The organism is Acinetobacter sp. ATCC 27244 (assembly GCF_000156555.1).
GTDB classification, from domain to species: Bacteria; Pseudomonadota; Gammaproteobacteria; order Pseudomonadales; family Moraxellaceae; genus Acinetobacter; species Acinetobacter haemolyticus.
In genome coordinates this window covers 170,446-183,303 of record NZ_GG665952.1, presented here as the reverse complement: position 1 = coordinate 183,303, position 12,858 = coordinate 170,446, and the positions used below count along the sequence as shown (strand labels likewise).

The window sequence follows — 12,858 nt, the reverse complement described above, 5'->3', positions numbered from 1 at the left end:
GCAATAAATGAACAAACTAAGGTTTTTTTAAGCATGATTGGCTCCGTTGTAATCAAAAAATAATTAGCTTTAATGTATGTTTAATATTATTAATAAACAGTTTATAAATTTTTTATTGTTATTCAAATATTAATATGTAATTTTTATACCAATAATTGGATTACAACTTTCGAGTATAGTTAATGACCTGTAATAAAACGACATAGTTGATGTGTTTCATATACTTCCATAAATATACTCGAAAGTCGTTGCTAAAAAGTTAGTTTGGGGGCAAAAGCATCACGATTGCACTATTGAGCAATTGAGCTATATCTTCTAAAACTTCATGTTGATTGAATTGCTCATTAAACTCTAAGCTTTCACCATCCGCGATTTTCTTTAATTCATTTTCAAAATTTTTGGACACACATACATTTTCACTATTTGCCCAGAAATCTAAACTGTCTCCTAGTTCTCTGTAGAGCAGTCTTGATGCTGGTTCTAAAATTAACTGATAACCAGTCCCAATGACCTCCAGTAAATCTTCTGTTGTAATTTCTTCAGGTTCAGGAATGCTATTCGGGTAATTTGATTCACTCATATAAGACATGATTGCCGCCTCAAATTCAGGGGCTTGAGTAAGGTAATCTAACAATTGCGCTTTTAAATAGGCAAGTTCAGTACTGTTGATCTTACCGATTGGAGCAGTGTGTTGACGTACAATGTCGATGAGTGGTTTTTTAAGTATTTCATTTTCAGCAAACTTATCACTGACCTGATCGATCATTTCTGAAAGGTTTGGCATACGGAAGCCAAAAGAAAATGTTAAACAGTCATCTTCTGCAACACCATAATGTGCAAGTCCAGGTGGAACGTAAAGTAAATCGCCAGGTGCAAGCACTTCGTCAAATTCAACATGCATGTCCGTGAGAAGTTTTAGTGGCTGATCAGGAATAAGCGCAGTTGTTTCATCACATTTTTGGCCCAACTGCCAACGGCGATGACCATAACCTTGTACTAAGAAAACATCATAAAAGTCAAAATGTTTGCCGACAGATCCTCCTTTAGGTGCATAAGACACCATAATGTCATCACGTCGCCACTGTGGAATAAAAGGAAATTTTTTCCATAATTCTGCGATATCAAAAGAGTAGTGGTCTACTGCTTGTACCAAGAGCGTCCAAAGATTCGGTAGTTTTTGGAAGTCACCTTTGGTTAGTGGTGATGATTTTACATGCCATTCATTTGGATTTTTATTTTTTTGACGGATTAAGCGAGCTGTAACATCTTCTTCTAAAGCGAGTTCTTGAACATCGGCTGGTTCTAATAGACCAATGATCTCAGGCATTGCATTGCGTACAAGTAAAGGTTTCTTTTGCCAATATTCAGCAAGAAATTGTTCTGCAGTAATACCGCCTAAAACCGTCAAAGATTGTTGAGACATAAGGAGAAAACCGAAACGTATAAATTTGAAGTGTATTGTCTATGCAGTTGAGGATTGGTGCAAGCATTGTCGCGATGCAATCGTTGTGGAAATAAAAATGATGGAATGTATTTAATCTTGATCAATTAGCAGCGTATTCGTTCACAGTCTTTCAAAAAAACAGTATGCTTAGGATGCAAAAAGGGAGCATACATGTATCAAGTACTGGCAAGAAAATACCGTCCTCGTAATTTCAATGAGTTAGTGGGACAAAATCATGTTTCTCGTGCGTTAACCAGCGCTTTGGAGCGTGGACGTTTACACCATGCTTACTTATTTACAGGAACGCGTGGGGTTGGTAAAACCACGATTGCACGTATCTTAGCCAAGTGTTTGAATTGTGAAACTGGTGTAACTTCAACACCATGTGAAGTATGCGCTACTTGTAAAGCGGTGAATGAAGGTCGTTTTATTGATTTGATCGAAATTGATGCAGCATCACGGACTAAAGTCGAAGATACCCGTGAACTGCTTGATAATGTTCCGTATGCACCGACACAAGGTAGATTCAAAGTTTACTTGATCGATGAAGTGCATATGCTTTCTACGCATTCTTTTAATGCTTTACTTAAAACATTGGAAGAACCTCCTGAGCATGTAAAATTTCTATTTGCAACGACTGATCCGCAAAAGCTTCCAATTACTGTGGTTTCACGTTGTTTGCAATTTACGTTGCGCCCTCTGGCTGTAGATGAAATTACTGAACATTTAACAGCGATCTTGGCTAAAGAGCATATTGATGCGGATCAAGATGCGATTTGGCAAATTGCGGAGTCTGCACAAGGTTCTTTGCGTGATGCATTATCTTTAACTGACCAAGCAATTGCCTATGGCCAAGGTGCAGTGCATCATCAAGATGTCAAAGATATGTTGGGCTTGATTGATCGTACGATTATTTATGATTTGATTTTAGCTATTCATCAAAATCAGCAGGCACAAGTGAGTCAATTGCTGATGCAATTTAGACAACAAGCATTAGATGTTTCATTGGTTCTCGATCAGTTGGTTTCAACATTGCATGAATTGGCCATGTTGCAGTATTTGCCTGATCTTGCTCTAAAATATAGTGAAGAAATTAATCAGAAAATCTTACATCTTGCTCGTTTAGTTTCAGCACAAGATTTACAACTTTATTATCAAATCGCATGTAAAGGTCGTGCAGATTTGCAGCTGGCGGTCACACAAGAACAAGGTTTTGAAATGTGTGTTTTGCGGATGCTTGCATTTAGACCATTGAGCATAGGTGAAGTCACCGTCAGTGATCAGTCAACTGTAATCATTGAAACATCATCGCTGCAATTCACCCAAAGTTCAGGTGTTGAACAGCAGCTTGCAGTAGTAGATGCTAAAGTAGTTAATGTTGAACCTGAACCTGAACCTGAACCTGAACCTGAACCGAAAAATTCTGATCTAATGGTGTTTGATGCTGAGGATGGTCAGCTTATCGGATTGGATACATCAGTTGATCAGCAACATTTTCAGTTAGATATTACTAAGTCAGAAGATGTTTTAGTTTTTTCAGTTGAGTCAAATACCCAAGTTCAGTTGAGCGAGCAAATCGTTGAGCGGGCACAGGATGATCATTTCGATTTAGTGGTGGATGATACTCAACCTGTCGATGTGGCTATTCCTGAGGCAGTTATAAAAGAGACTGGCGATGATAGCGAAAAGCCAGATGTATTTATGACGCAACAGGATGAGGTGACACCAACAGATTTGATGCCTCAAGACATTCTCAAACTGCCTATGCAGGTGTTAGAAGGAGAGTGGGATTTAGCAAAATGGGAATATTGGTTTAGAACCAGTCAATTGTCACCAGCAGTACAAGAGCTCGCACAGCATGGCGTGATGCATGGGCAAATTAATGGTGCTTCTATTTTCCATATTCCACAGCAATACGAGGGAATGTTGTCTCAATTGCAACATGGTTTAGAGGAAGCATTGAAAGCACAATGGCCGAAGACCCAGTTCAGTGTAGAGTATGGTGATGTGAGCTCCAATACACCTTTAATTCTGCAAAACTCACGTAAGGAAAAAGCATTTAATCGTGCAGTAGAGTTGTTGCATCAAGAGCCAACGATTAAAAGTTTAGTGGATACATTTGATGCTGAGTTGCAAAATATCCAATTGAAACCTTAGTCTACTTAACCAAGGCAAAGTTTTTTCACTTTGCCTTGGTTGTTATTTTTCTATCAGTAGATATTGATTAAGTACCTCACGCATATTTTGAGGAATTGCTGTACTTTTACGATTTTTTCGATCGACAAATACATGAACAAAATGCCCTTGAGCAGCAGCTTGTATTTGATGCTGTTTAAAAATTGCTAACTCATAACGTAAGGAAGAGTTACCAATTTTTCCAATGGCAACACCAACTTCAATGATTTCTGGAAAAGACAATTCTTGGAGGAAGCTGCATGCTGAGTCAACGACTAATCCAATAATTTCGCTGTTGTGAATGTCAAACCCTGTTTTCTGAATTAGGAGTGAGTTTGCGGCAGTATCAAAGTAACTATAATAGGTCACATTATTCACATGACCATAAATATCGTTATCGGCCCAACGTGTTGGAATGTTAAAAAAGAATTTAAATTGTTCACGTGTTCTTAAAGTTGGTTTACTCATGCATAAATCGCCTGATAAATTTGTAAAGCGTCTTGTTCTGTCATCTCTCTAGGATTATTTTGCAATAATCGAGTTTGTAACATCGCATCTTTTGCAAGTTGTGCTAATTGTGATTCTGCAATATTCAAATCTTTTAGTTTTAGCGTCAAACCACTGTGGTCTAAATGATTTTGCATATGATCAATGAACAAATCGCATAGGCCATCGATACAGCCTGTGCTTCGAGGATCTAATAGTTGCATTAATTCAGCATAATATTGTTTCGCTTTTGGCGCGTTGAATTTTAGAACTTCAACAAGAACCAGTGCATTAGTATGGCCGTGTGAAAGATGAAAATGTCCACCCAATGGATAGGCTAAGGCATGCACTGCACCTACGGGTGCATTAGCAAATGCTTGACCAGCCAGCATTGAACCTACCAGCATATTTTGACGTGCCTCTAGATCTGATCCATTCTTAAGTACTTTGGCTAAATTATTGTTGAGTAACAATAATGCATTTTTAGCTAACATATCTGCATAAAAGTTCTTTTTAAGCTGTGATGTGTAGGCTTCTATCGCATGTACCATTGCATCTATTCCTGTTGCGGCAGTGATATGTGCTGGTAACGCTTGGGTAAATGTTGCATCTAAAATTGCCACATCTGCATAAAGAATAGGAGAGACAACGCCCATTTTGGTCGTTGCTCCCGTAGTGACAATTGAAATAGGGGTAACTTCTGAGCCTGTGCCGGCTGTAGTTGGAACAAGGATTAAAGCCAAACGAGGTGCTTTTGCCTGATTTACGCCATAAATCTCAGTGAGATGTTGCTGCTGCTGCGGGTGTGCAAGTAGTGCAATTAATTTAGCGACATCCATGGAGCTGCCACCTCCAAAACCGATCACAACATCAATCTGCTCCTGTTTGGCGAACTCAACTGCTTCTAATATAAGGTGTTCTGGAGGGTCGGCTTGTATATCTGAATAAATAATATAGTCCAAGCCAATTTGATCTAAAATTTTTAAGATGGGTAGGTGAAGCTGATGCTGAATCATTCCCTGATCAGTAACTAAGAGTGCTTTATGATAATTCTGTGATTGCAGAATACTGCCAAGTTCATTGATAGAGCCCAAGCCTGAAATAATGTTGGAAACGGTCTGAAATTGAAATGAGTTCATACTTGTGTCCTTTCTGCTTGGAAAATCTAATTGTTTTCATTCTGCCACGTGTATTTAGGAATGTCAGTATTTCTCTATACGTATCCGACATAGTCTAAAAACATCGTTAAATTGTTAATAAAACTCTACAAATGCAAAATTTTAATTTGAGATTGCTATAAGTTTCAGAACACAAATAAATTAATATTAGATGCTGTTTTGAGTGTGTAACTCTGAAGAAATTATGCTATCTAAAACGCCCAATTAGTGTGTTAGACGGTTAGATGTGTGTAAAGGATTTTGTTGCAGAAATATACCAAAGCTGAGCTGTGCTTAAACAAACCATACGTGAAAAATCCTTTGCGGATAATATATCGCCCGATAATTTAATATGATATAGCTTGGTTTGCCTTTGAGTGTACTCATTGTTGCGTTCTAGGGTTAAAAACGATATTTTTAATATTTATCAGTATCTTATTGTAATAAGGCCAATTGGTATACGATATGTTGTAGACATAGGCTTATTCATATAAGAATTATATTGTTGAATAAGCCTTTAGAAATAGGTTTGTGTAACAAAGTCTTTGTAAACTATTTACTACTTGTCATTTTAATCAATGTCCGGTCTTTTTTAACGTAATGATGGTATAAGGCGGCACCTGCATGACCTGCAATTAATATCCAAACTAGCCATTTGCCCAAAATTTCCTTGTGAATAAAATCAATAGGTTTTTCAAATGCTTCAAAACTTATTCCTAAGCCATTATGTATCCAGTTTTGGAAGATATAGGTATCTTCAAATTTTGGAATATTAAAAAGGAAGAAGTACTCTGTATCTACGCCTGTACCTAGATATCCAGTAAGCGGTGTAATGATCATAATGGAATACAAGGCAAAGTGACCTGCGTGGGCCGCTAAATGGGATAGTTTACTTGCGGGCTCTAGTTTAGGTTGTTGATTTTTAAGACGCCATATAATCCTGAGTATGATGATCACACCAATACTGATGCCTACCGATAGATGTAACTGTAGTGCAGTAAAGTTTTCAGGTGTCCCTCTTTCTGTAAACCAATGTCTGTAATAAACAGAGCAATATGCTGCTAGAAATAACAGTGCTGTTCCCCAGTGAAACCATTTAGCAATGGTTCCATAGTCTGTGGATGTATTATGTAACGGCATGAGTGATTCTCCTAAGGCTAAATAACTTAAGCTGGCTGAAAAGGAATTATTTATGTTTAGAGTTTTAATAAACTCCAAATCACCAAATAAATGACTGATATAAGTTAATTTTTTAGTGGTTGTTTTGAGGGAATGGAAATATATTCATAGCGCATTCGATATTTCGCATTCATAAATAAATCCTCCTTCTGGTTCTGATAAGAATTAGGTCTAAGAACAAGACTGCTAATGAGATAGATAGGATAGATATATGAGCAACTATTTATATTATTCATATGCTTACATTGGATAATTTTGGTTCGTATGAAACTATACGAAATTAATTATTAAGGTAATATTAAAACATTTATTATTTTTTATTGTATATTTATCTAAAATTGGGTTAGTGGTTAGTGGTTAGTGGTTAGTGGTTAGTGGTTAGTGGTTGAAGTTCAAGCCTCTATATCTGTTTGGAATCAAACCCAAGCGAGCTCATCCGTACTCTACAAGCTGATCAGTTGCAATTAGAATTAGACTATCAAGACAGTTAAGATGTCAGCTTGATATTCAAAAGTTAGTCAAATAAATGTAATTGTTGAGCGCGGCTCCAAGCTATGCACCCGTAGTTTGCACACTTCATTTATTTCCAAAAAGTAAACATCTAAGAAGAATAATCATTACTAATAAACATTATTTCCTTTCAAATCAATGCAAGTTTTGACAAAATACCTGATGTCAGAATGGTCAACTCATGCATAATGACATTTAATAGTTTTGCGTTTATTTTGCAGGAATTTTGCATGTCATATAACTATCTATTCAAAATACAAGTTGTTGGAGTGTTTTTTTAAATGAAAACGCCCTATAAGGTGTTGTGTGTCTGTTTAGGAAATATTTGCCGCTCACCAACAGCAGAAGTTGTTTTTAGACATCATTGTGATGCGCATGGCCTGAATGTAATCGTCGATTCGGCAGGTACCAGCAATTATCACCCGAATAAAGCTCCAGATCGCCGTAGTCAGCAACATGCAAGTCAACGAGGCTATGATCTTTCTGCATTGAGGGCGAGACAAATGATCTTGACAGATTTTATTGAGTTTGACTTGATTCTTGCCATGGATCATGAAAATTACCATGATATTCAATCGCTCATGTCTGAAGCTATCACTGAGTTCGGTGCGCATAAAATTCGTGCCAAAATTGCTTTAATGAGTGAACATGATCCTCGATATTCCCAGCAGGCTGTTCCAGATCCCTACTATGGTGGAGCTGATGGTTTTGAGCGTGTACTTGATCAGTGTGAATCAAGTAGTCAAGCTTGGGTAAATATTCTAAAAGAACAAATGAGCGTTGCGTAATTAAGGTTAAATGTCATATGCAAGTAAAACAACAGGTTCAACTTCAACATTTAAATACCTTAAATCTTGATGTAGTCGCTTCTCACTATGTTCAGCTTAATCAATCCAGTGAAATCGTTGATGCTTTGGCATTTGCTAAACAAGAAAACTTGAATGTTCTCATTTTGTCTGGTGGTAGCAATTTGCTTTTGCCACAACATATTCATGCTTTGGTGATCCATCTCAATATTCAGGGTATCAACGTGCTGAGTGAAGATGATCAAACTATTGCGGTAAAAGTTGGCGCGGGTCAGGTTTGGCATGATTTCGTATTATATTGCACCAAGCAAAACTGGTTTGGTCTACAAAACCTTGCGTTAATTCCAGGTTTGGTAGGTGCTTCACCAGTGCAAAATATAGGTGCTTATGGTGTGGAGGTGGGTGAGTTTATCGAATCCGTGCAAGTCTATGATCGCCAACTGAAGCAATTTGACACCATTGCTGCTCGTGACTGCCATTTTTCTTATCGCCACAGTATTTTTAAAGATCATCCGCAGCGTTATATCATTGTGAGTGTTACCTTTAGATTGTTAAAGCATGAAAATCTAAAGTTGAGTTATGGTGATCTAAAACAGGCAGTAGCTGATGACTTAACTGCTGAAAATTTGCAGAATCAAGTGATTCAGATACGCCAAAGCAAGTTACCAGATCCAAAAGAATATCCAAATGTCGGTAGTTTTTTTAAGAATCCTATCTTAACCGAAATTGAATTTGACAAAATTACTCAACAATTCCCAAACATTCCACATTATCCTCAAGGCAACGGCAGTGTTAAAGTTGCAGCTGGTTGGTTGATTGACCAAGCAGGCTGGAAAGGAAAACAGCTTGGTCCAGTGGGTATGTTCCATAAACAGGCGTTAGTCTTGGTGAATTACTCAAATGCCACCTTAGTTGATGTTCAGCGTACATACAAAGCGGTACAGCATGATGTAAAACTGAAATTTGGTATTCAGCTTGAACCTGAACCTGTGTTGTACAGTGATCAAGGTCTAATTCAATCACATTAGAGTTGAGGAGATATATGAAGAAAGTGCATTGGATGGTCAGTTTAGTGCGAATCATTACGATACTTTTCGTGCTATTGGGCTGCTTTGTGCTTTTTTTATATTCACCTTTTTATTCTCAAGTAATGGTCAAAGGTTTAAATCATTTTGTCTCGTTCAATGTAAATGAAGTCGCTGCTGAAAGCCAAAAATCGGCGGCTTTGAGTGAACATGAGAGCCTAGAACCTGGTTCAAATTTATGGATCGCGCGGCAAGCATATTTTAAGTTGTTGGATAATAAGGATAAACAACGAGATGCTGAGGATCTTAGAGTTCTTCAAGCACGCTATAAGGTGCTACAACAGCTGATTGTTGAAGAACAAGAGAAAGCACCAGAAGATCCAAACAAAAAAACAAGTTTGCCAGAACAAGCTTCCGAGCAAGAACATATGCTTGCAGCAAGTAGCCCAGCGGACTTTTTGCAACATACAACTACCGAGAATCAGGCTTTGATGGATGCATATCTTAATTTTCTCGATACTTATCCTATACCATTACCTATAGATGAAGAATCCGAGTTATTACTGAGTAAGGATTTACTTGAGTCTAAAAAAAATAAACAAGATGATCATGGTGATTTAAAAGATACAAATCAACCTTATGCAATTGTTGTTCTGGGTGGGGGCTTAACACTTGGCGCAAATGGCAAAGATATTGTTGTGAATAATTATACAAGACTTCGTTTAGAACGTACGTTGGAAGTTGAAAAGCAATATAACTTGCCTATTGTTTTGAGTGGTGTGGAAGCGCCTTATATGCAAGCTTGGTTAGAAGAACGTGGCATTAAAGCCAAACTATTAGAAAATAGAAGTATGAACACATGTGAAAACACACGTTTTAGTTCTTTACTGCTGCAAAAGAAAGGTGGTGCTCCTAAGGTTATTTTCATTACAGATGAGTATCATATGCCGCGAACTCGACGTTTATTTGCATTAAATGGAATCGAGACGGTTCCTGTTGTTGCGCCGATGCCAACTAAATTAACAAGTTGGCGTCCAAGTGAAAAGAATTATGACCATAGTCGTCGTGCAAATTATGAGTTACTTGCCACGATCCGCGATGTGTTGTTTGGTTCAAGTGATTGTCGGGAGATACCATAATGTCAAATATTCCTTTTCTAAATCCGACAATTTTAAAGCAACTGGATCTACCTGTACCTAATCGTGAGACAACACCTCAGCTACTTGAAGTATTGGATCTGAATAAAACGATTGAACCACCAAAGGCACTTTTGGCTTATCGTAAATTGTATGGATTGGACTCATTAGAATGTGAGCATTGGCAAGGCTATGTTGAAATGCCTTTGTTTCGCCTACATGTGCAAGTATTTCAGCCTTTAAGAGATCATGTGCAAGGTACAGTGTGTTTATTACATGGTTATTTAGAGCATAGCGGTATTTATCAACCTATTATCAAAGAGATTCTTGATCAAGGTTTTAGTGTGTTGACCTATGATTTGCCAGGACATGGTTTAAGTGATGGCTCTGCTGCCAGCATCCAGAACTTTGATCATTACCAACAAGTACTTCATGCAGTTTATGATGCGGTACGTGATGCAAAACAATTACCTAGACCTTGGTTAGGCATTGGACAAAGTACGGGTGGTGCGATCTGGATGCATCATTTATTGGAATTTGCTGAACGTCGAGAAGATCCAATCGTAGATCGGGTATTGTTATTGTCACCTTTGATCCGACCTGCAAAAACTGCATGGTGGCACAATTCAGTTGGATTAGGCATCATTCGTCGTATTAAAAGTCAAGTACCACGACATTTCCGCCGTAATAATCACAATCCCGAGTTTTTGCGTTTTATTCGACTGAAAGATCCATTACAACCTCGTATGATGGGTATGGATTGGATTCTGGCGATGTCAAAGTGGATGCTAGAAATGGAGCAACGTCCGGCTTGTCGTATCCCAGTATGGTTAGCCCAAGGTGCACTTGATCAGACCGTGGATTGGCGATACAACATTGAATATATTCGCCGTAAATTTAGGTTACAGACATTATTAATGTTAGAGGAAGGCTCGCATCAATTAATTAATGAGCGTGCTGATATTCGTGCGGCATTAACAGGATTAATTCCAGCATTCCTACATGCAAAACCAAATCACCACTATTATTAGTGGTGATTTCTATCAAACAATTTAAGAATTAAAAGCTTTTGGCATCGGCCATTTTCCACATGCGATAATAAAAATTCTCATCATCATGTAGCTCATCTTGTAACAGTTCTTTCTCTTTGAGGAAGAAATGGATCTGTGCGTAGTTTTTGATTTCACGATCATTCATACGTTGAGCTAAATGATGTGCTTTGATGTCGGAAGGGTGTTGTAAGCCTGCTGCGGCAATCATTTCAGAAAGGGCGTGCAATGTATTTTTATGGAAACTAAATACGCGCTCTGCTTTGCTTGGTACATGAATTGCCTTTTGACGGTCAGGATCTTGTGTGGCAACTCCAACAGGACATTGGTTGGTGTGACAGCTTTGAGCTTGAATACATCCTACAGCAAACATAAAACCGCGTGCAGAATTCACCCAATCGGCCCCGAGTGCAAAAGTGCTGGCAATATCAAAAGCACTAATAATTTTTCCACTCGCGCCAATTTTGACTTGGCTACGCAGACCAGCACCTACAAGTGTGTTGTGTACGAAACGTAAGCCTTCTCGTAGAGGTGTACCTATATAATCACTAAATTCTATCGGGGCTGCACCAGTACCACCTTCGGAGCCATCCACTACCACAAAATCAGGAACAATCTTGGTTTCTAGCATTGCTTTTACGATACTCATGAATTGCCAAGGTTGGCCAATACATAATTTAAATCCAACTGGCTTTCCACCAGAAAGTTCTCGAAGTTGCTGAATAAAATGCATCATTTCAATGGGTGTATTAAAACTTGGATGCTTAGAGGGGGAAACACAATCATGTTCTCTCGAAATGCCACGAATGCGTGCAATTTCTTCGGTGATTTTATGTTTTGGCAGTATACCGCCGTGACCAGGTTTCGCGCCTTGAGAAAGTTTAACTTCGATCATTTTGATTTGTGGGTTTTTAGCCTGTTGAGCAAATTTTTCTGGATCAAATAAACCGTCAGGTGTGCGGCAGCCAAAATAGCCACTGGCGATTTGCCATACAATATCACCACCATTTTCTAGATGATAAGGACTCAAACTTCCTTCGCCTGTATCATGATAAAAATTGCCTAATCGAGCGCCTTGGTTTAACGCACGAATTGCATTTGCACTCAAGCTACCAAAACTCATTGCGGAGATATTCATGATAGAAGCACTATATGGCTGGCTACATTGTGCGTTTCCAATATGTACACGGAAAGTTTTGGGATCAGCAGGTGGACATGGTGTAATTGAATGAACGATAAAGCGATAGTTGGGTTCATAAACATCAATGATGGAACCGAAGGGTTTATCTGCGTTTTCATTTTTAGCCCGTTGATATACGAGGCTTCGTTGCATACGTGAAAATGGCAGCGCATCTTGATCGCCTTCAATAAAATATTGTCGGATTTCAGGGCGAACATCCTCAAATATAAAACGGAAGTGTCCAAGGATTGGATAGTTTCTTAAAATGGCATGTTTCTTTTGTAATAAGTCGTGCAGACCAATTAAGCTGAGAATGCCTGTTACTAACCATAAGCCGTTAAGTAGAGTATCCGATATAAAATAATAAATGGTATGCGGGGTGTGGGTAATCTTAAACCATGTAATCGTTAAAGCAGTAAAAATACATAAGAACCAAATCGAATGTCTTGAAAAAAAAGTATTAAGTAGTTTGTGTCGTATAGCTTGTGCTGGACTAGCCATGTGTTTCAATTTCCAGATATTTCACTAGTTGTAACCTTGCCAATACTGACAGAGAAGTACAAGTGAGGAATTGTTAGTAGAGATAATGATTCTAAATAACGATCTACTTCAATATACTATGTATATAATAATTAATATCTATAATTGAATTTTATATTATGTGGTCTTAATTTATTTAATTATAAATTAATATGATACAGATAAATAACA

The 12,858-nt window shown here is 38.0% G+C and carries 10 protein-coding genes; 5 read left to right on the top strand and 5 right to left on the bottom strand.

The window, feature by feature from the left end:
• Window positions 1-259: 259 nt before the first annotated feature.
• A complete protein-coding gene (locus HMPREF0023_RS06125) occupies window positions 260-1,423 on the bottom strand; it encodes a cupin domain-containing protein (RefSeq protein ID WP_008941501.1) in 1,164 nt (387 codons plus the stop codon).
• Between the two features lie 192 nt (window positions 1,424-1,615).
• Here HMPREF0023_RS06125 and dnaX point away from each other — a divergent pair, with 192 nt between their 5' ends.
• Window positions 1,616-3,601, top strand: coding sequence for a DNA polymerase III subunit gamma/tau (dnaX, locus tag HMPREF0023_RS06120; protein ID WP_008941500.1), 1,986 nt, complete (start codon window positions 1,616-1,618; stop codon window positions 3,599-3,601).
• Between the two features lie 42 nt (window positions 3,602-3,643).
• On the opposite strand, the gene HMPREF0023_RS06115 is transcribed toward dnaX, so the two are convergent.
• The 3 genes from HMPREF0023_RS06115 to HMPREF0023_RS06105 all read right to left on the bottom strand — a co-directional run bounded on the left by HMPREF0023_RS06115 (window position 3,644) and on the right by HMPREF0023_RS06105 (window position 6,402).
• Window positions 3,644-4,087 carry an acyl-CoA thioesterase gene (locus HMPREF0023_RS06115; protein ID WP_008941499.1) on the bottom strand — a complete coding sequence of 148 codons (444 nt, stop codon included), beginning with the start codon at window positions 4,085-4,087 and terminating at the stop codon, window positions 3,644-3,646.
• Window positions 4,084-5,244, bottom strand: coding sequence for an iron-containing alcohol dehydrogenase (locus HMPREF0023_RS06110; RefSeq protein ID WP_008941498.1), 1,161 nt, complete (start codon window positions 5,242-5,244; stop codon window positions 4,084-4,086). The genes HMPREF0023_RS06115 and HMPREF0023_RS06110 overlap by 4 nt, the downstream gene beginning before the upstream one ends.
• Window positions 5,245-5,814: 570 nt before the next feature.
• Entirely contained in the window at window positions 5,815-6,402 is a 588-nt protein-coding gene (locus tag HMPREF0023_RS06105; RefSeq protein ID WP_004638885.1) for a cytochrome b, read from the bottom strand.
• 830 nt (window positions 6,403-7,232) lie between these two features.
• On the opposite strand from HMPREF0023_RS06105, the gene HMPREF0023_RS06100 reads away from it, so the two are divergent.
• Genes HMPREF0023_RS06100 through HMPREF0023_RS06085 form a run of 4 tightly spaced genes read left to right on the top strand, consistent with a single transcriptional unit; the run spans window position 7,233 to window position 10,949 of the window.
• Window positions 7,233-7,739, top strand: coding sequence for a low molecular weight protein-tyrosine-phosphatase (locus tag HMPREF0023_RS06100; RefSeq protein WP_004638887.1), 507 nt, complete (start codon window positions 7,233-7,235; stop codon window positions 7,737-7,739).
• Window positions 7,739-8,785: a UDP-N-acetylmuramate dehydrogenase gene (gene murB, locus HMPREF0023_RS06095; protein WP_257787231.1), complete on the top strand. Its 1,047-nt coding sequence runs from the start codon at window positions 7,739-7,741 to the stop codon at window positions 8,783-8,785. The genes HMPREF0023_RS06100 and murB overlap by 1 nt, the downstream gene beginning before the upstream one ends.
• A gap of 14 nt (window positions 8,786-8,799) precedes the next feature.
• A complete protein-coding gene (locus HMPREF0023_RS06090; protein ID WP_008941497.1) occupies window positions 8,800-9,921 on the top strand; it encodes a YdcF family protein in 1,122 nt (373 codons plus the stop codon).
• Entirely contained in the window at window positions 9,921-10,949 is a 1,029-nt protein-coding gene (locus HMPREF0023_RS06085; RefSeq protein ID WP_005090707.1) for an alpha/beta hydrolase, read from the top strand. The genes HMPREF0023_RS06090 and HMPREF0023_RS06085 overlap by 1 nt, the downstream gene beginning before the upstream one ends.
• Before the next feature lie 28 nt (window positions 10,950-10,977).
• Here the strand turns inward: HMPREF0023_RS06085 and HMPREF0023_RS06080 are convergent, their stop codons facing one another.
• On the bottom strand, window positions 10,978-12,648 hold the full coding sequence (locus tag HMPREF0023_RS06080; RefSeq protein ID WP_008941496.1) for an FMN-binding glutamate synthase family protein: 1,671 nt from the start codon (window positions 12,646-12,648) through the stop codon (window positions 10,978-10,980).
• Between the last annotated feature and the right edge of the window lie 210 nt (window positions 12,649-12,858).

Bases quoted from the DNA above. Each gene is read 5' to 3' on its own strand.
- HMPREF0023_RS06125 (WP_008941501.1), bottom strand. From the start codon at position 1,423: ATGTCTCAACAATCTTTGACGGTTTTAGGCGGTATTACTGCAGAACAA.
- dnaX (WP_008941500.1), top strand. From the start codon at position 1,616: ATGTATCAAGTACTGGCAAGAAAATACCGTCCTCGTAATTTCAATGAG.
- HMPREF0023_RS06115 (WP_008941499.1), bottom strand. From the start codon at position 4,087: ATGAGTAAACCAACTTTAAGAACACGTGAACAATTTAAATTCTTTTTT.
- HMPREF0023_RS06110 (WP_008941498.1), bottom strand. From the start codon at position 5,244: ATGAACTCATTTCAATTTCAGACCGTTTCCAACATTATTTCAGGCTTG.
- HMPREF0023_RS06105 (WP_004638885.1), bottom strand. From the start codon at position 6,402: ATGCCGTTACATAATACATCCACAGACTATGGAACCATTGCTAAATGG.
- HMPREF0023_RS06100 (WP_004638887.1), top strand. From the start codon at position 7,233: ATGAAAACGCCCTATAAGGTGTTGTGTGTCTGTTTAGGAAATATTTGC.
- HMPREF0023_RS06090 (WP_008941497.1), top strand. From the start codon at position 8,800: ATGAAGAAAGTGCATTGGATGGTCAGTTTAGTGCGAATCATTACGATA.
- HMPREF0023_RS06085 (WP_005090707.1), top strand. From the start codon at position 9,921: ATGTCAAATATTCCTTTTCTAAATCCGACAATTTTAAAGCAACTGGAT.
- HMPREF0023_RS06080 (WP_008941496.1), bottom strand. From the start codon at position 12,648: ATGGCTAGTCCAGCACAAGCTATACGACACAAACTACTTAATACTTTT.